Annotated in this window: 19 protein-coding genes; 11 read left to right on the top strand and 8 right to left on the bottom strand. The window is 64.3% G+C overall.

The features are described 5' to 3' along the window. Nucleotides 1–632: 632 nt before the first annotated feature. Nucleotides 633–2903: an ATP-dependent helicase gene (locus tag ACJ8FR_RS05220; RefSeq protein ID WP_407827558.1), complete on the top strand. Its 2271-nt coding sequence runs from the start codon at nucleotides 633–635 to the stop codon at nucleotides 2901–2903. A 4-nt stretch (nucleotides 2904–2907) separates the two neighbouring features. Here ACJ8FR_RS05220 and ACJ8FR_RS05215 read toward each other — a convergent pair whose 3' ends face one another. Next, a complete protein-coding gene (locus ACJ8FR_RS05215; RefSeq protein WP_407827557.1) occupies nucleotides 2908–3543 on the bottom strand; it encodes a PilZ domain-containing protein in 636 nt (211 codons plus the stop codon). A 255-nt stretch (nucleotides 3544–3798) separates the two neighbouring features. Between ACJ8FR_RS05215 and ACJ8FR_RS05210 the strand changes: the two genes are divergently transcribed. After that, nucleotides 3799–4350, top strand: a complete 552-nt coding sequence (locus ACJ8FR_RS05210; RefSeq protein WP_407827556.1) for a L,D-transpeptidase family protein — start codon at nucleotides 3799–3801, stop codon at nucleotides 4348–4350. Between the two features lie 136 nt (nucleotides 4351–4486). Further along, nucleotides 4487–5797, top strand: a complete 1311-nt coding sequence (locus tag ACJ8FR_RS05205; protein ID WP_407827555.1) for a L,D-transpeptidase family protein — start codon at nucleotides 4487–4489, stop codon at nucleotides 5795–5797. A 22-nt stretch (nucleotides 5798–5819) separates the two neighbouring features. On the opposite strand, the gene ACJ8FR_RS05200 is transcribed toward ACJ8FR_RS05205, so the two are convergent. Continuing rightward, complete coding sequence (locus tag ACJ8FR_RS05200; protein WP_407827554.1) at nucleotides 5820–6332, bottom strand: hemerythrin domain-containing protein; 513 nt, start codon at nucleotides 6330–6332, stop codon at nucleotides 5820–5822. A 66-nt stretch (nucleotides 6333–6398) separates the two neighbouring features. On the opposite strand from ACJ8FR_RS05200, the gene ACJ8FR_RS05195 reads away from it, so the two are divergent. Then, nucleotides 6399–6653, top strand: a complete 255-nt coding sequence (locus tag ACJ8FR_RS05195; RefSeq protein WP_407827553.1) for a hypothetical protein — start codon at nucleotides 6399–6401, stop codon at nucleotides 6651–6653. Here the strand turns inward: ACJ8FR_RS05195 and ACJ8FR_RS05190 are convergent. Then, nucleotides 6650–7894, bottom strand: coding sequence for a serine hydrolase domain-containing protein (locus ACJ8FR_RS05190; protein WP_407827592.1), 1245 nt, complete (start codon nucleotides 7892–7894; stop codon nucleotides 6650–6652). The two genes, ACJ8FR_RS05195 and ACJ8FR_RS05190, sit on opposite strands and share 4 nt — an antisense overlap. 198 nt (nucleotides 7895–8092) lie before the next feature. Between ACJ8FR_RS05190 and ACJ8FR_RS05185 the strand changes: the two genes are divergently transcribed. The 4 genes from ACJ8FR_RS05185 to ACJ8FR_RS05170 are packed head-to-tail and all read left to right on the top strand — an operon-like array spanning nucleotide 8093 to nucleotide 11218. Beyond that, nucleotides 8093–8380, top strand: coding sequence for a lipopolysaccharide assembly protein LapA domain-containing protein (locus tag ACJ8FR_RS05185; RefSeq protein WP_407827552.1), 288 nt, complete (start codon nucleotides 8093–8095; stop codon nucleotides 8378–8380). Further along, on the top strand, nucleotides 8377–9066 hold the full coding sequence (gene pyrF / locus ACJ8FR_RS05180) for an orotidine-5'-phosphate decarboxylase (protein WP_407827551.1): 690 nt from the start codon (nucleotides 8377–8379) through the stop codon (nucleotides 9064–9066). Before ACJ8FR_RS05185 ends, pyrF begins: the two co-directional genes overlap by 4 nt. Continuing rightward, a complete protein-coding gene (accD, locus tag ACJ8FR_RS05175) occupies nucleotides 9063–9920 on the top strand; it encodes an acetyl-CoA carboxylase, carboxyltransferase subunit beta (RefSeq protein WP_407827550.1) in 858 nt (285 codons plus the stop codon). The genes pyrF and accD overlap by 4 nt, the downstream gene beginning before the upstream one ends. Then, on the top strand, nucleotides 9920–11218 hold the full coding sequence (locus tag ACJ8FR_RS05170; protein ID WP_407827549.1) for a bifunctional folylpolyglutamate synthase/dihydrofolate synthase: 1299 nt from the start codon (nucleotides 9920–9922) through the stop codon (nucleotides 11216–11218). Before accD ends, ACJ8FR_RS05170 begins: the two co-directional genes overlap by 1 nt. Here the strand turns inward: ACJ8FR_RS05170 and ACJ8FR_RS05165 are convergent. Then, nucleotides 11215–12927, bottom strand: a complete 1713-nt coding sequence (locus ACJ8FR_RS05165; RefSeq protein ID WP_407827548.1) for an AmpG family muropeptide MFS transporter — start codon at nucleotides 12925–12927, stop codon at nucleotides 11215–11217. The two genes, ACJ8FR_RS05170 and ACJ8FR_RS05165, sit on opposite strands and share 4 nt — an antisense overlap. Before the next feature lie 74 nt (nucleotides 12928–13001). Then, a complete protein-coding gene (locus tag ACJ8FR_RS05160; RefSeq protein ID WP_407827547.1) occupies nucleotides 13002–13439 on the bottom strand; it encodes a response regulator in 438 nt (145 codons plus the stop codon). Between the two features lie 51 nt (nucleotides 13440–13490). On the opposite strand from ACJ8FR_RS05160, the gene ACJ8FR_RS05155 reads away from it, so the two are divergent. Beyond that, nucleotides 13491–14270 (top strand): pseudouridine synthase, encoded by a 780-nt coding sequence (locus ACJ8FR_RS05155; RefSeq protein WP_407827546.1) that lies wholly within the window; start codon nucleotides 13491–13493, stop codon nucleotides 14268–14270. After that, on the top strand, nucleotides 14267–14800 hold the full coding sequence (rsmD, locus tag ACJ8FR_RS05150) for a 16S rRNA (guanine(966)-N(2))-methyltransferase RsmD (RefSeq protein ID WP_407827545.1): 534 nt from the start codon (nucleotides 14267–14269) through the stop codon (nucleotides 14798–14800). Before ACJ8FR_RS05155 ends, rsmD begins: the two co-directional genes overlap by 4 nt. Here rsmD and ACJ8FR_RS05145 read toward each other — a convergent pair. Further along, nucleotides 14778–15035 carry a hypothetical protein gene (locus tag ACJ8FR_RS05145; protein ID WP_407827544.1) on the bottom strand — a complete coding sequence of 86 codons (258 nt, stop codon included), beginning with the start codon at nucleotides 15033–15035 and terminating at the stop codon, nucleotides 14778–14780. The genes rsmD and ACJ8FR_RS05145 overlap by 23 nt on opposite strands. A 247-nt stretch (nucleotides 15036–15282) precedes the next feature. On the opposite strand from ACJ8FR_RS05145, the gene ACJ8FR_RS05140 reads away from it, so the two are divergent. After that, entirely contained in the window at nucleotides 15283–16389 is a 1107-nt protein-coding gene (locus ACJ8FR_RS05140) for a hypothetical protein (RefSeq protein WP_407827543.1), read from the top strand. Here ACJ8FR_RS05140 and ACJ8FR_RS05135 read toward each other — a convergent pair. Both ACJ8FR_RS05135 and cysE read right to left on the bottom strand, forming a co-directional pair. Then, nucleotides 16370–16711 (bottom strand): DUF2794 domain-containing protein, encoded by a 342-nt coding sequence (locus ACJ8FR_RS05135; RefSeq protein WP_407827542.1) that lies wholly within the window; start codon nucleotides 16709–16711, stop codon nucleotides 16370–16372. The two genes, ACJ8FR_RS05140 and ACJ8FR_RS05135, sit on opposite strands and share 20 nt — an antisense overlap. Further along, nucleotides 16708–17400, bottom strand: coding sequence for a serine O-acetyltransferase (gene cysE / locus ACJ8FR_RS05130; RefSeq protein ID WP_407827541.1), 693 nt, complete (start codon nucleotides 17398–17400; stop codon nucleotides 16708–16710). Before cysE ends, ACJ8FR_RS05135 begins: the two co-directional genes overlap by 4 nt. Nucleotides 17401–17488 lie beyond the last annotated feature (88 nt).

Raw genomic sequence — 17488 nt, 5'->3', positions numbered from 1 at the left:
AACCCGAAGGCCCCAATGAACCCGCTCTCGATCCTGGCTCACCAGCTCAGGCGTCGCTTCCCATCTGCCGCTCCCTCGTGAGAGGAGCCCGGCCGTTCTACTCGACTGCGCCGCCCGAGGGCTCGCTGATCTTTCGTCCTGCCCGGCCTGCCATTGGAACTTCCAAATCCGAAGACCTGAATGTCCCGGCGAAAGCCGCCGATGTTTCACGGCCCTTCTTGGGGTAACCGCTCTTGCGTCCCGCTTTGCTCACCGAATTCCGAAGAACCCGGGAACCGCGTCGCGCGAGAGGCAATTTCCTCTTCCGGCGCCTCTTCCCGGCTGACCCCGGTCAGAGCCCGAAAGCTCTTTCCATTGCCTGCCGGCGGAGATCGGACCTTTGGTCACCTGCCGCACCCGCCTGCCGTTGCCGGCTCTTGGGGAGGCCGGGACCGCCGTCCCGATCACATGAGCACCATGCACATCGCTTCCGAGTCGCGAAAGCAGAATTTTCGGTAACGAGCCTGTGGATAACGGGGATATCGGGAGCAACCGTAGGAACTTTGTCGAAATCCGCATTTGCGCGAGACCCGGCGAATCACGGATCCCGATCCCGGTTGCCGTTCCGTTCCCCTCTCCTTACCTCAAAAACCGTGTCCGAATCCCCTGCCCTCGTGCCCGAGCCCGCTTACCTGCAAGGCCTGAACCCGCCGCAGCGTGAGGCAGTCTTGACGACCGAAGGACCGGTGCTCGTCCTCGCGGGCGCCGGCACCGGGAAGACCGCCGCGCTGACGGCGCGTCTCGCCCATCTTATCGCCACTCGCCAGGCATGGCCGAGCCAGATCCTCTCGGTCACCTTCACCAACAAGGCCGCGCGCGAGATGCGTCAGCGCGTCGGCGCGCTTTCCGGCGGCGCACTCGAGGGCATGCCGTGGCTCGGCACGTTCCATTCGGTCGCCGCCAAGATGCTTCGGGTTCACGCCGAACTGGTCGGTCTCCAGTCGAACTTCACCATCCTCGACACCGACGACCAGCTCCGCGTCCTCAAGCAGCTGATCCAGGCCGCGAACCTTGACGATAAGCGTTGGCCGGCACGGCAGCTCGCCGGCTTGATCGACCGCTGGAAAAACCGCGGCTGGACGCCGGCCCAGGTTGATGCCGGTGAGTCCGAAGCCTTCGCGGCCGGCCGCGGCGCCGACTTGTACGCGCAATACCAGGAGCGCCTGAGGACACTGAACGCCTGCGACTTCGGCGACCTGCTGCTCCACATGCTGATCATCTTCCGCAAGCACGCGGACGTGCTGAATAGCTACCGGGACCGGTTCCGCTATCTTCTCGTCGACGAATATCAGGACACCAACCAGGCGCAGTATGAGTGGCTGAGGCTCCTCGCCGAGCCGCGGCGCAACCTCTGCTGCGTCGGCGATGACGACCAATCCATCTACTCGTGGCGCGGTGCCGAGGTCGCCAATATCCTCAAGTTCGAAAAAGACTTTCCCGGCGCGAAGATCATCCGCCTTGAGCAGAACTACCGCTCGACCAGCCACATCCTTGCCGCCGCTGACGGCCTCATCGCCCATAACGCCGGCCGGCTCGGCAAGACGCTGTGGACGGACGCGGGCGAGGGCGAGAAAGTCCGAGCGATCGGCGTGTGGGATGGCCCTGAGGAAGCGCGCCGGGTCGGCGAGGAAGCCGAATCTTACATGCGCCGCGGCGGATCGCTCGATAACGTCGCGATCCTCGTGCGCGCCCAGTTCCAGACCCGCGAGTTCGAGGAGCGGTTCATCGCGATCGGACTCCCGTACCAGATCATTGGGGGTTTTCGTTTCTACGAACGCGCCGAAATCCGCGATGCGATCGCCTATCTCCGGCTGGTCGTTCAGCCCGCCGACGACCTCGCGTTCGAGCGGATCGTCAATCAACCCAAACGCGGCCTCGGCGATAAGGCGATCACGACCGTTCACCGCCATGCGCGCGCCACCCAGCAGCCGCTTTTGCTTGCGTCGGCCACCCTCCTCGACAGCGACGAACTCACACCGCAGGCGCGCCGCTCACTGGGCAATTTCGTCGCAGACATCGCGCGGTGGCGACAGATGTCGACCGAGCTTCCGCACCCGGAACTCGCACGCATCGTGCTCGACGAAAGCGGCTACACGGCAATGCTTCAGGCAGATCGCTCCGCCGAGAGCGCCGGTCGACTTGAAAACCTCACCGAGCTCACGCGCGCGATGGAAGAATATGAATCGCTCGGCGCTTTCCTCGAGCACGTCAGCTTGGTCATGGACAATGACGAAGCGCGCCAGGGCGAACGCATTACCATCATGACCATCCACGCCGCCAAGGGGCTGGAATTCGACACGGTCTATTTGCCTGGCTGGGAAGAAGGCGTGTTCCCATCGCAGCGCTCGCTGGATGAAGGCGGGCTTGCCTCGCTCGAAGAGGAACGGCGCCTGGCCTACGTCGCCATCACCCGAGCCCGCCGCCGCTGCACGATCCTCCATGCGGCCAACCGCCGCATATACGGCCAATGGACGAGCTCGATCCCCAGCCGGTTCCTCGCTGAGCTTCCAAAGGCCCACATAGAGGAAGAAACCACCATGACCGGCGGCGAGAGCCTGTGGCGGGCCCAGTGGTCCGAACGTTCCGATCCGTTTGCCCATGTCGCCCGTCCGAGCCGTGGGCCCGGTTGGCAGCGCGCCACGCGCGTTGGCTATAATCCGGATCCCCAGCGCGTGATCGAAGCGCGCGCTTCCGCGGTCAGCCTCGGCAACCAGGGCCGCACGGACCTAGCGCTCGGTCAGCGCGTCTTCCACGGTAAGTTCGGCTACGGCACGATCGCGGGAATCGAAGGCAACAAGCTCGAGATCGAATTCGAGCATGCAGGCCGCAAAAAGGTGCTGGATAGTTTCGTGAGCGCCGACTGAGCGCCTATTGCGAGCCCTTGCGGACGCTATTGCGCACCCACGGAATGATCGAGGTCCAGCTCAACTCTTCAAACAGCTCGATGCCAACTAGCTCTCCTCGGCCCCACACCACTTCGCCCGCCGGAATGTTGAGACCCTCGACGAATACCGAGACATAGGCGCCTACTGCTGGCATCTCGCTGCCTTCGAGCTGCAGGCCCCCGCTCGAGATATTGCGCAGCATCGCCGGCCAGAAATTCTCGGCGCACTTGATGTGGGCAAGGCAGCGCACTTCGAGGCGCGGCATCGTCCTCCGTTCAGGCGTCTGGCTGACCAGCTTGCGGTTGAGCAAAGCGATGACGTCAATCGCATCATCGAAGCGAACTCCGAGCTCGCCGCGGTCGGTCCATGCTATCTTGCCCGTCGGCCGCTGGCCTGTCGCAAGCTCGACCGAGACGCGATCGCCCAGAGCCGGGACGAGGTCGCTCGCGATGGTCACGCCAAGTGCCGAAATCTTCCGGATCTCGCACTCGCGCCGAACCCCCGAATGGTAGATCGCAGACGCGTCGAATGGGCCCTTGTCGGCCGATGCCGACTGTTCGTCGGGCCATGGGAGGCGATCTCCCACGACCACGGTGGTGACTGAGGAGGCTTCAGCCATTCTGGGTCCTGGCACGTGTCGGAGAGAGTTTCGCCTCCGGAGAGCTAATAAGTCGCTAACAAGGCTCCCTTGCGCAGCGGCTACGGCATTCCTTGACCGGCGCATGTCTGAGGCCGTTCCAGATCGAACCCAGAAGGATGAAACCACCGATTCCACTCGTTCCCCTCATGGTCGTTCGATAGCTGCAAGGGAACCCGACTCGGCCCCGGAGCATTTTCGCCGCAAAAGTCAAGTGATAAAACCAAGGTGTGTAAAATGAAGCGTCTAGCCTTTGTGCTCGCGCTGACGGGATCGTGCGTACTTGCGACTTCCCTCGCTTCTACGCCCGCCGCCGCGCTGGAAACCTACCAAGCGAAGATCGAGGCGAGCGACGCTGCTAGCCAGGCACGAGTCGACATGCTCGAAGCCTTCGGCCCCAAGATCCTGCGGCCTGGCCAATATGTGTGGCGCGATGTTCCGGCCTCTGGACCCGAGCGGGTGGTTATCAGCCTCTCCGATCAACTCGCTTACTTCTATCGCGGCGATACGCTGGTTGCAGCTGCTACGATCTCGACCGGAATTGAGGGCCGCAACACCCCAACCGGAATATTCTCGGTCCTCGACAAGCGTCCGATGTACCGTTCGAAGAAATACGACAACGCGCCCATGCCGTGGATGCAGCGCATCGACCAATATGGGATCGCTCTCCACGCCGGCTACAACCCCGGCCTACCGGCGAGTCACGGCTGCGTCCGCTTGCCGACGGTATTCGCCAAGAAGCTCTACTCGGTCACCGACCTCGGCACGCCGGTCTACATCGGTGCCTAACGTCATCAGCCAACTTGTCGCTTGGCGGGACACTTCCGACGAAGCGCCGGCTGCCGTTTTGAACCCAGAAGACGATCCTGCGTTGTGCATTTCAGGTGGGCTCGCAAGAGCCTGAAACAAAAAGAGAGTTTGACCCGTGAAAACCCGGATGCTGGCCGGCGTCGCCTGTGCGGCGCTGATGGCCCTGTCTTTGCCCGCGCAAGCCGCGACCAACCCGCAGCTACCGTCAGCAGCGAGCTACGATGCGCCCGACGCTGCCCTAATCGCGTTCTATGCGTCGCGCGCCGGCGCGCCGCTGTGGCTCCGGAGCGGCGCCGACAGTTCGGCGGCGCGCGAGCTGATCGGTGTGCTCCAGCATGCAGCGCTCGATGGGATGCCGAGCGGATCCGCCCTCGCCGAGCAGGCGCGAATCCTTCTCGCCCGCGCTGAGGCCGGAGATCCTGCCGCATTGGCCGCAGCAGATCGGCTGCTGTCCACCGCGTGGGTCCAATATGTCGAGGCGCTTCAGACGCCGCCTTCTGGAATGACGTATGCTGACCAGTGGGTCGCGCCACGGCGCGATTCGGCTGCGACGATCCTTGCCAGGGCTGCCGCCGCCCCATCCCTCGCCGCCTATGTGCGCAGCGTCTCGGAAGTGAACCCGCTCTACGCCCAGCTGCGCGATGCCGCGTGGGCGGCTGCGCAGGCGAATGGCGGCCAGCTCGACCCGCGAGTCCCGGCCAGCCTCGACCGAGCGCGCGACGTTCCGCCGGAGGGCCGCTACGTCATGGTCGATACGGCCGGCGCGCGTCTCTACATGATCGAGGACGGGCGGATTATGGATTCGATGAAGGTGATCGTCGGCAAGGCCGATCCTTCGACCCAGACGCCGATGCTCGCCAGCACCATCTATTATGCGACTCTCAACCCTTATTGGCACGTGTCGGGAGACATGGTCCGCTCGCTGATCGCGCGCAACGTGCTTGACCAGGGCCTCGGCTACATCAGGACTCACGGCTACCAGGTGCTGGCTGCGGACGGCTCTGGGCAGCTGCTCAACCCGGCGAAGGTCGACTGGCGCGCCGTCGCCGATGGCCGCGAGACCGTCCAGGTGCGCCAGCTCCCGGGGCCCGGCAATTCGATGGGCCGGATCAAGATTCCCTTTCCGAACGGCAGCGACATCTACCTGCACGACACGCCGAACAAGGCGCTGTTCGCGCAGGACGACCGAACGCTCAGCCACGGCTGCATCCGCCTCGAAGATGCCGAGCGGCTCGGCCGCTGGCTCCTCGGCCGCGACCCGCAGGCGGCGTCGACCGACCCGGAGCAGAATGTGCTGCTGCCCCGTCCGGTGCCGATCTACGTCACCTACCTAACGGCGCATGTTCAGGACGGGCGACTGAGCTTCGTAGACGACATCTACAGCCGCGACTCGCAGCGCCAGCAGGTGGCCGCGCTCCGCTACTAACCGCGAGCGCCGTCCGACCGGGTCAGACCGACACTTCGTCCATCGTGGTGAGCCGCGGAGTCGGAATCCCGCCCGCCTTGAACTGCTCGGTCAGCTCAGACTTGCGCGCAGCGAGCTCCTCACCGAGCGAATCCAGGTCCAGCTCGGCGTTGCGCGCTTGAGCGAACAGGCCGTCGAGCCTTTTCTCTTCCTCCTCGACGTGGTGTTCGATCTCTTCCTGCAGCACCTTGACCTTGGCGTCGTAATAATCGTCGCTCGGCCCGCCGTTCATGATCTCGGCGATCAGCACCTTGGCGCCGTCATGCTCGACGTAGGCTTCCTTAAGCAGGTCCTCGTCGACCTTGCCTTCGCAAGCCGGGTAGAAAATCTCTTCCTCGATTTCCGCATGGACCGACAGCTCGAGGCAAATCTCTTCGGCGACCTTGCGCTTGCGCTCGGTGCCGCTGGCTTTCTCGAACCTCTCGAACAGTTCCTCGACTGTGCGATGGTCTGCCTTTAGCAGCGCGATCGCGTCTCGCTTCATAGATTCGGCCATACGCTTCACTCCCTGGTTGGTTTTCCGGCGAAACCAACAGTGGTGGTTGGATGTTCCTTCGGCTGTATGCGTCATGGAGCCGTCACCATTCGCGCCGGCACTGGCATCGACTGGAAGGGCGTCGGCTATCTCATTTCGATCGTCAGCGTCTTCTTTCTCGGAGCGATTGCGTGGCCGAAACCGGGCGCGCCGTGGTGGCACCTGCCGGCCCTGATCTTTGGCATGGCGGCATCGATCGTCGGCATGGCCTGCCGCTACAAGGCCCATCTCGACGAGCAGCGCGAGATCAGGAAAGCACAAGCTGAGGCGAGCGGGCGTTAAGGCCGGTCGCCGCCACCGTTCTCGGGCTCGGCGTCGGTGGTCGCGATCGATTGGTTCGGGCCCTTGCTGAGCTCGAGCCAGTCGCGGAACGGCAGGTGGTAGATCATGTCCATGACCTCGAACTCGAGGCCGCCCGGCTGACTGGTGTTGCTGTTCCACAGAGCGACGACGCCGCTCTTCTTCTCAGGGTCGAACAGGATCAGCGAGCGATAACCATTGATGCCGCCGCGGTGGCCGATGATGTGATGCCCGGCATAATCATAGCTTCTCCAGCCATAGCCGTACCAGGCGGTCCGGAGCCGCTCGAGGAACTTGCGTAGCCGTCCACGCTCCGTCGGGGTGACCACATAAGGCGCATGGATGGTGTCGAGCACCTTGCCGTCGACGACATCGGGCATCTCGCCCATCTGTGCTTCCATCCACAGCGCCATGTCCTTGATATTGCTGTTGATCCCGCCTGCCCCGGGGACCTTGTAGTATATGTCGGTCATCGGCAGCGGCCGCTTGCCGACGCTGTGCGGTCTCGCCCAGCTCCGGCTCTCCTCGAGCCCAGAGAGAGAGACACTGCCGCTGCTCATGCCGATCGGGTTGAACAGGGTGCGCTTGACCGCCTGTTCGTACGGCATGTGGGTAATGCGCGAGACCATTTCGCTCGACGCGTCGTAGGCGACGTTCTGGTAGGACCAGCAGGTGCCCGGCGCGCACGTAGGGTTGAGCTGACTGAGGCTCGCGCGGAGGAAGCTAGGGTCCTGCCCTTCCTCGAGCTTATTGTCATAAGCATTCCGGTAAAGCCCGAGCCGATGCGACAACAGGTCGCCAACGCTCGCCTTGTGCTCGTTACCGGCTGGCAGCTTGAGGTCAGGAGCGTAGTTCACAACCGGTGCGTTGAGGTCGATCTTCCCCTGCTCGGCGAGCTTCGCGACCATCGTCGCTGCGACACCCTTCGAACATGACGCCCAACGGAAGACTGTTTCCGGCGTGACCGGGTCGCCCGAGCCGGCGAGCGTCTCGCCATAGCCCTGGAGGAAAGTGATCCTGCCGTTCTCGACCACGCCAACGGCAAGTCCGACCATCGTGGGCTTGGTCATCAATTGCTTGAGACGTGCATCGAGCAGGCGATAATCGACGTCGCGGCGCGACGAAGTAGACAGCGTCGCGAGCTTGAGGTGGGCCGCGGCGATGCGCAGATTCTGCCCGTCCGCGGCCGGATGAGGGCGCATTGCCAGCAGCGACGCGCCCATCAGGAGCACGAACGCACCCAGCCCAACCTTCTGCGCCTTATGCAAAACCGGTCTTCTCCCCACCCTCTTCTCCCGTGTGCCGGGGAGGAGGGTTAGTCTCAACGCTGGGTTTAACGCGCTTGCGACAGGCCGACTCAACAGCGCGACGAACGCCGCCGCGGCTGGCATTCAACGCACGGCTCGCCTAAACGCACCGCCATGCAATTTCTGAAGACCCTGTTCTGGGTCCTGATCGCGGTCCTGGTCGCCTTGTTCGCCAGCCGCAATTGGTCGGACGTGACGCTCAATCTGTGGGGCGACATTCAGGCCGATATCAAGCTGCCGGTGCTGTTGCTGTTCGCCTTCCTACTCGGGTTCGTCCCGATCTGGCTATTGATGCGCACGCGGTTGTGGACGCTCAACCGGCGGCTCGATGCGATGGACCGCAACCGCGTCGCCGCATTGACGTCCGCGCCTGCCGAAGGGGACGGGGAACCGGTGATTTGAATCCGATCTTCGTCGCCATCGACACCCCGGACATCGACCGCGCGCTTGATATGGCGGAGGCTGTGCGCGCCTACGCCGGTGGCCTCAAGCTCGGGCTTGAGTTCTTCTCGGCGCAAGGGCCTGAGGGCGTTCGGCGCGTCGCGGCGCTCGGCCTCCCGATCTTTCTCGACCTTAAGCTCCACGACATCCCAAACACGGTTGCGAAAGCCGTGGAGGCGCTGGCGCCGCTCGCTCCCGCGATCCTGACCGTGCACGCGATAGGCGGCCAGGAAATGCTTGGGGCGGCGAAGCGCGCGGCACCTCCGGCTACCAAAGTGGTGGCGGTGACCTTGCTGACCAGCCTCGACGCCGGTGATCTTGTTGACCTCGGCATCGCTCGCTCGCCCGCTGACCAAGTTGGCCGCCTCGCTTGGATCGCGCGCGATGCCGGCCTTGACGGCATCGTGTGTTCAGGCGCTGAGGTCGCCAAAGCAAAATCGGCGTGGCCCGAGGGCTTCTTCGTCGTTCCAGGAATCCGCCCGGCCGGGGCCGAAGTCGCCGACCAGAAGCGAGTGGTCACACCCGCACGGGCACTTGAGGATGGCGCGTCGGTGTTGGTCATCGGCCGGCCGATCACCGCCGCGGCCGATCCATCCGCGGTCATTGCCGAAATCGCGGCGAGCTTGAAGACAGAGGTTATCGAATGAGTTGGCTAAGCCGGGTCCGCAGCGGCATCCCCTTCCTGCCCAAGCGCCAGTCCGCCGAGAACCTGTGGCACAAGTGCGGCAAATGCGGGACGATGGTGTTCGTCAAGGAGTGTGAAGAGAATTACAACGTCTGCCCGCGTTGCAACTTCCATGACCGCATCGGCCCGCCCAAGCGGTTCGAGCAATTGTTCGATGCAGCCGAATTTGAGCTCGTTCCGGCGCCCGAGGTTCGTGAGGATCCGCTGCGCTTCCGGGACACCAAACGCTATACCGATCGGCTGAAAGCCGCCCGCAGCGCCAACGGTGAACGTGACGCGCTCGTCAACGCGCGCGGCAAGCTCCACGGGCGCAAGGTGATCATCGGCGTTCAGGATTTCGCGTTCATGGGCGGGTCAATGGGAATCGCCGTCGGAGCAGCCTTTGTCGCCGGCGTTCGCGCCGCGATCGCAGATCGAAGCCCATACATCCTGTTCACCGCCGCCGGCGGGGCTAGGATGCAGGAGGGCATCCTCAGCCTGATGCAGATGCCGCGAACGACGGTCGCGCTCGCCGAGCTCAAGGAAGCCGGCCTGCCTTATATCGTCGTGCTCACCGATCCGACGACGGGCGGCGTTACGGCATCCTACGCCATGTTGGGCGACGTCCAACTCGCCGAACCCGGAGCGCTCATCGGCTTTGCCGGCCAGCGGGTGATCGAGCAAACCATCCGTGAGAAATTGCCAGAGGGCTTCCAACGCGCCGAATATTTGCTCGAACATGGGATGATCGACATGGTCGTCTCGCGTGGCGACCTCAGGGACAGGTTAGGACTTTTGGTTTCCTACCTCTCGCCGGAGAGCAAAGAGGCTGCCTGATGGCCGACTTCGCGCGCTCGTCACATCCGGGCGTCCAGGCGCAGCTCGATCGTTTGTCCATGCTCTCGCCCGCCGGCGACCGGCTGGGACTCGAGAGGACAGCGGCGCTGCTCGACCGCCTACGCCGCCCGCAGGATTTGCTTCCCCCGGTGTTCCACGTCGCCGGGACCAACGGCAAGGGCTCCACCGTCGCGTTTATCCGCGCGGCGCTCGAGGCGAGCGGCCACAAGGTCCACGCGTTCACCAGCCCACATCTCGTCCGCTTCAACGAGCGAATCCGCATCGCGGGACGGCTCATCGAGAACGAGGAGCTTGCGGCAACGCTCACCGAGGTCATCGATGCCGGCGCTGGCATTGAGCCGAGCTTCTTCGAGGTTGCGACCGTAGCGGCGCTGCTGGCTTTTGCGCGTACCCCCGCAGACGCCTGCATTCTTGAGGTCGGGCTCGGCGGGCGTCTAGACTCGACCAACATCATCGAGCGGCCGCTCGTGACAGGAATCGCGAACCTGGCGCTCGATCATCAGCAGTTCCTTGGGACAGGCCTCACGGACATTGCCGCCGAAAAGGCCGGCATCGCTAAATCCGGCGTGCCGCTCGTCACGCAACTCTATCCGCCGGCGATCGCCGGCCGGATCGGCGTCATCGCGCGCGAGGCGGGAGCGGACTGGCTCCCGCGAGGCACGCGCTGGGATGCCGCCGCCCGTCAGGACCGCCTCCATTACCAGGATGAACGAGGCGAGCTTGATCTGCCGTTACCGCGCCTTCCTGGTCGCCATCAGGCAATGAACGCTGCGCTAGCCGTCGCCATGCTGCGCCATCAGGACGCGCTTCAAATCACGCCGACCGCCCTCAATGCAGCTATGGGCTGGGCCAATTGGCCCGCCCGGTTGCAGCGTCTTTCACCCGGACCGCTCGTCCGCGATCGGGAAGTTTGGCTTGATGGCGGTCACAATCCCTCGGCCGCTCGCCAGGTAGCGTCATGGGCGAAGCATGCTTTTTCCGACGGCAAGCCGCTCCACCTTATTTTTGCCAGCCTGTCGACGAAGGACCCGGCGGGCATGTTGGAGCCGTTCAGGCACGTGGCCGATAAGGTTCATGCAGTGCCGATCCCCGACCACAGCTGCTTCTCGCCAGGCGATCTCATCGAAATCGCCGCCGATCTAGGCTTCCATGTCGATGGGCACGATGACGTCGAGCAAGCGCTTGCCGCGATGTCGGGGGGAGCACGTGTTCTGATCTTCGGATCGCTCTACCTTGCTGGCGCCGTCCTCGCGGCGAATGATCAGCTACCCGATTAGCGCGGCGCGGGCTTGGCCTTCGCATCGTCGACGCTCGGCACAGTCGGCTCGCCCGCGCGGCGGCCCTGGGCGGCGACGCGTGCCCATTCAAGGAGCACGAACACCACTGCAATCACGCCGGCCAAGGCGGTCCAGCGGAACACCAGCGCATAGCCATATTTGTCGAAGCTCTCCCCCGCCACCCCGCGGCCGAGCGAGCCGACCAGGAAGGTCAGGGACGACAGCAGCGCGTACTGAACGGCGGTGAACTTCTTGCTGATGATGCCGGAGAGATACGCAACGAAAGCGGTCAGCGCGACGCCGGTCGCGATATTCTCGTAGCAGACTGCGACCAGCAGGCGGACCATGCGGTCGTCGGCGCCGAACCACCCAAGCAGAACGTTCAGCCGAAGCGCGTGGGTGAAGGCGTCGATATTCGCCCCGCCGTCAGCGAGATCGGCGTACACCAAATTGCCGAGCGGGGTGACCGCCGCGCCGATGAGGACAGTCGGAAACCGGCCGATACGTCCGAACAGATAGCCGCCGAGGCTGATGCCGATCATCGTCATGAAGATGCCGAAGACCTTCGACGCGAAGGCCACCTGATCCTTCGTATAGTGGAGGTAGTCGAGGTAGAAGGGGAAGGCGAAGCTCGACCAGATATTGTAGCAAAGCGCGTAGGTCAGGATGAAGCCGATGATGATGAGCACACCCCAACGAAGGCGCTCCGACAGCTCGGCAAGCGGCGACACCAAAGCGCCATAGATGTGGTTCATTACCGCGCGGCCCTGGCTCACCTGCGGGTGCGCCTCGGCCTGGACCCCCCGACCGTGAGCTTTCAGCCAGTTGACGAGCGCCGCAATGACCAGCGGCACGAACACGGTTGCGGCGATGATCCAAGGACCGACCTTCGTGGTGAAGTCCGCCACGGACGGCGCCTTGGTGCCAGCCTGCTGGGCGGCGAGCATTGAGATCATGAACCCGGCGAGGGAGACGATCGCCCACAGCCAGCAGATACCGACGATCGCCAGGGCGGCGAAGCGGACCGTCGCGCTGATCTCGCCCGACTGTTCCAATCCCTGCTCGATGAGGTTGCGCGGTGGCCGCTGGGTGTCGGGCGCGGTGATTGCGACGACCATCACCACGAGGACCAGGGCGGCCATGACGAAATAAACCGTGCCCCAGGCGACGCGTGCGGCAAGGAACAGCGCGAACGCCCCGCCGACGATCGAGGCCGTACGGTATCCGAACTGGTAAACCGCGGAGAGCAATTCGACCGGTGTGCGCTCGTCGGCCACATCGATCCGCCAGGCGTCGACCGCAATGTCCTGGGTTGCCGAAGCGAAAGCGCCGATCACCGCGAAGATGGCGAACCAGCCGATGCCGGTCGCAGGGTTCGTCGAGCCGAGCCCGATGAACGAGACGATCAGAAAGGCCTGGCACAACACGATCCAGCTCTTGCGCCGTCCGAGCTCGCCAAGCCCGGGCAGCCGGAGCTGGTCGACGAGCGGCGACCATAGGAATTTGAAGGCGTAGGCAAGCCCAATCCACGACAGGACGCCGATCGTCGCGAGATTGACTTTCGCGTCCCCCAGCCAGGCGTTGAGTGTGCCGATGAGCAGCGCGAACGGCAGCCCCGAGGAGAAGCCGAACGCGAGCATGGTGGCCGACTTGCGTGTCGCGAGAGCCGCCCTGAGTAACTTCCACCCCTTGGGTCGCTGGCCTGCCACGTATTCCCCTTCCCGGCTTGAGAGCGTCGAACTTTAAACGGCTTTCACGGCCTGCCTAGCCCAGTCATGAATGGTCATTTCTGCTCATCGGCATTGAGGAATAATTCGAGGCCCTTGGGCGGTTTGACGCTCTCGCCCTGGAGATGACGGTCGACGCATTCGATCGCTTTGCAAAGCTGGCGCTCGGTGTAAGGCTTGAGCAGACAGCCGACGGCGATCGCCGCCGCGTCCGGGTAGGGGTGGCCGGTCGCGAACAAGGTTGGCACGCCCTTGGCCTTGGCCGCCCGAGCGAGCTCGATCCCGCTATGCTGGCTGCGCAGTCGGATGTCGCTGAGGATTAGATCGATCGGCTCGCGCCCGACGATCTCAAGCGCATCGTTGAATTGATCGATCGTCGCGACGATCTCGTAACCAGCGTCGCCGAGAATATTCTCATTGTCGAACGCGGTCAGCGGCTCGTCCTCGACGATGAGGATGCGCTTGACGACTTGCTTACGCTTCCCGAACAGCATGCTCACCCCAAAACCATGACTTTGCGATCGCAACGAACGAGGCACAAACCAGTGCCGCACCGCCAGTCCGGCGAGCGCCGCTCCGTGCAAGGGGCTCCCGGACCCCGCGAAGGCGGTTCGCAACGCATCGCCAAGCTCCTCGCCCGCGCCGGGGTCGCATCGCGCCGCGAAATCGAGCGCATGATCGCCGAAGGACGCATCGCGCTCAATGGGCAGAAACTTACCACCCCCGCCACCCTGTTGGACAATCTCGACGGCGTCACGGTCGACGGGAAGCCCGTGCGGCCAGCGGCGGCGACGCGATTGTTCCGCTTCTACAAACCGTCGGGAGCGCTCACCGCCGCGCATGACCCGAAAGGCCGCGCGACCATCTACGACCGCCTGCCTCCGGGTCTTCCCCGGGTGATCCCTGTCGGCCGGCTGGATTTCACGACCGAGGGCCTGCTGCTGCTGACCAACGACGGCGAGCTTAAGCGACAGCTCGAACTTCCAAGGACCGGCGTTATCCGCACCTATCGGGCGCGCGCTTACGGGCACGTCACGCAGGCGCAGCTTGAATCGCTTGCCGACGGGGTCACGATTGACGGCATCCACTACGGCTCGATCAACGCCAATCTCGAGCGGCGCACGGGCAGCAATTGCTGGGTCGAGATGAGCCTGACGGAAGGCAAGAACCGGGAGGTTCGCCGCGTGCTCGCGCACCTCGGACTGAAGGTCTCTCGCCTGATCCGCACCGCTTATGGACCGGTGACACTTGACGGCCTCGACGTTGGAGACGCGGACGAGGTCTCACAGAACGCGCTCGAGACGTTCCGCAAATCCCTGCGATGAGGATCATCGCCGGCAAATGGCGGGGGCACGCAATCGACGCGCCGCCGGGCCTCGATACGCGTCCGACCGCCGACCGTGTGCGTGAAACCCTGTTCTCAATGCTCGCCAGTCGGCTCGGCACCTTCGAGGGATTGCGCGTCGCCGATCTGTTCGCCGGCAGCGGCGCCCTCGGGCTGGAGGCCCTATCCCGCGGTGCGGCGTCCGCCACCTTCGTCGAGAACAACCCGAATGCCGCAGCCGTTATCCGGCGAAACGCGCAGAAGCTCGCGGCCTCGGTCCACGTGTTGGGCGGATCCGCCCTCGCGCTGCCGCGCGCAGAGCCGTTCGACCTCATCCTTGCCGACCCGCCCTACTCCACCGGATCGGGGAGCGCTGTCATTGCGTCCGTGGAGCGTGCCGATTGGCTCGCGCCGGGAGGGTGGATGAGCATCGAGACCAGCCGCAACGATTCCGTCGACGCGGGCGATCTCATTCTCGACGCGACACGCGCCGTCGGCCGCGCGCGGCTTACGCTTTTGCGCCGCCCTTAGAGGCTTTCGCGGCCTTCTTGATTTCGTCGATCTCGTTGCCGAGCCGCCGGCCGACCGCCGCCGCTGCCGCTTTGCCCGCCTCCTTCACCGCCTTTCCGGCCCGCTTGCCGCGCGTGCCGCCCGAACTGCTGGTGAATCCGTGTTCCGCGAGCGCGGCGAGCGCCGAGGTCGCGGCGACTGCGACAAGCTCCGCGACGAGCGGGCTTTGCAACAGCTTGATGAACGCCTCGCCCATGTTTGCGTCGCTTGAGCGCCTTCCATCACCGGCGGTCCTGCGTTCAACCAGCGCGGTCGATTTCGCACCGCTCTTGGTTCCGCTCGATCGGCTCTTGCTCGTCGTCTTCTTGGCCATGGCTCGGCTCTCCTGGTTCTTTCTCTTTGCGAACGTAACTCATGCGATGCGCCCTGTATCCAAGCGCTATGCTGTATTGACACGATAATACACTAGCAGCTATCCTGTGTTGAACAACAGGAGGGCAGTCATGTACTCTCAGCAAGACCTGGACGACGCGGTCGCGTCGGGCGTGATCACTGCCGAAGCGGCAAACGCGTTGCGCGCCCATATCGAAGGCCAACGCTCGACCGCGATCCCCGATGAAGAACAGTTTCGGCTCATCACCGGTTTCAACGACATCTTCGTGTCGATCGCCGCGGCTATCTTGCTGTTTGCGGTCGGCTGGATCGGTCAGAGCATCGGACAAGCGAGCAACCTGACAATCGATCCCCGCGGCCCGACCTTCGTCGCGCCTTTGTTCATCGCCGCCACCTCGTGGGGGCTGGCGCTCTATTTCACGGCGAAGCGGCGGATGGCCCTTCCCTCAATTCTCCTCCTTCTCGCATTCGTCGGCGGCGTTTTCGCGACCGCCATGTTCGCGCTGATCCTCGGCGTCGGACCCGATCAGGTGAATGGCAACGACAAACTCGGGGGCGTTCTTGGCGCTGTCTCCGCGGCGATCGCGGGCGGTGCGGCGTGGCTGCATTGGCGTCGTTTTCATGTCCCGATCACCGTGGCCGCCGGCGCTGCATCCGTGGCGGGAATCGTGGTCGGCCTGCTCATCGCCGGGCTTGGCGGGAACGCCGAGCAGGCGAAGAACCTGATCCTTGGCCTCGTGCTCTTCCTTGGGATCGGGATCTTCCTGTTCGCGATGTGGTGGGATTCGTCCGATCGCGCGCGGCTGACTCGCCGCGCCGACGTGGCATTCTGGCTGCACCTGCTGGCGGCGCCGATGATCGTCCATCCGATCTTCACGCTGCTCGGTCTCAACAACGGTAGCGCAACCCTGAGCGAGGGGCTGATCGTAATCCTTCTCTACATCGCGCTCGGGCTAACCGCGCTTGCGGTCGACCGCAGGGCGTTGCTGGTATCGGCCCTCGCTTATGTACTGTGGGCGCTCGCCGACCTGTTCAAACGGTTCGGCGCGGTCGAGCTCAACATCGCGCTCACTGCGCTCGTCATCGGTTCGGCGCTGCTGTTGCTGTCCGCTTTCTGGCACCAGGCGCGCGGCGCGATCGTCCGGCCTCTCCCCGAGAGCCTGCGCGAGAAGCTGCCGATCCTCGATCGAGTGGCGGTCACCCAACCAGCCGCATGAGCCGCCGCTCGAGCGGGGCCAGCACGACCGCAAGGTCGTGGCCCCGCTTGAGCACCGCGCCATGCTCTCCGACGATTGCGAACGCCCCCTGCTTCAACCGAAGCGCGGGGCGTTTCTCAATCCGCACCTCGGGCCGCTCGGAGTGGCGGCGGAAGGCGGCGAACACCGCCACGTCGGGATCGATCCGAAGCGAATAGTCCCGCCAATGACCCGCGGCGACCATGCGCCCGTACAGGTCGAGGATGCGGGTCAGCTCCTTGCGATCGAATGTGGCGATCGGGCGCCGGTCCCAAACAGGCGGGAACGGCGCGACGACACTCAAGCGCTCTTCACCTTCGGCTGCGGCTGCGGCTGCCGTGCAGCCTTCAGGACATTCAGTTCCTTCCGCAGCTCCTCGAGCTCATCCTCGAGCTCCGTGAGCCGCGCCCGGGTCGGATCGACATCTTCGCCACACGGGGTTCCGTAAGGGACGAACCCCGGACTGTAGTGAACGGTGTCGATCGGCACGGGGCGGGCGGGAATACCGACGACGGTAGATCCAGGGGCGACATCCTTGGTCACAACCGAATTCGCGCCGACCTTTGCGCCCGCGCCCACTTCGATTGGCCCAAGGACCTGCGCGCCTGAGCCGATCACCACGCCGTCTCGCAGCGTAGGATGGCGCTTGCCGCCGACGCCTGTGGTGGGGTTCGTGCCGCCGAGCGTCACATGCTGGTAGATCGTGACGTCATCCCCGATCTCGGCGCTCTCGCCGATGACGCTGAAGCCATGGTCGAGGAAGAAGCGCCTGCCGATCTTCGCCCCAGGATGGATATCGATCGCTGTCAGGAACCGGGCGAGGTGATTGATCAGGCGCGCGATGAAGAACAAGCGCCCCTCCCACAGCCAATGCGCGACGCGGTGCAGCGCAAGCGCGGTGACTCCGGGATAGAACAGCACGTCCCACCGCGACCGCGCGGCGGGATCACGCGACTTGACCGAATCCAGATAGGCGATGAAGCCGGACTGCAAGATTCGAAGTTCCTTCCGTTCTGAGCCAATAATCTATGTGCGGGGCGCGCCAAATGCTAGCCGGGCCCGGCGGCGGTCCCGGAACAGG

This window comes from Sphingomonas sp., assembly GCF_045810705.1.
Classification (GTDB): Bacteria; Pseudomonadota; Alphaproteobacteria; order Sphingomonadales; family Sphingomonadaceae; genus Sphingomicrobium.
The sequence above is the reverse complement of the archived record's forward strand: the minus strand, read 5'-3'. Positions and strand labels throughout refer to the sequence as shown.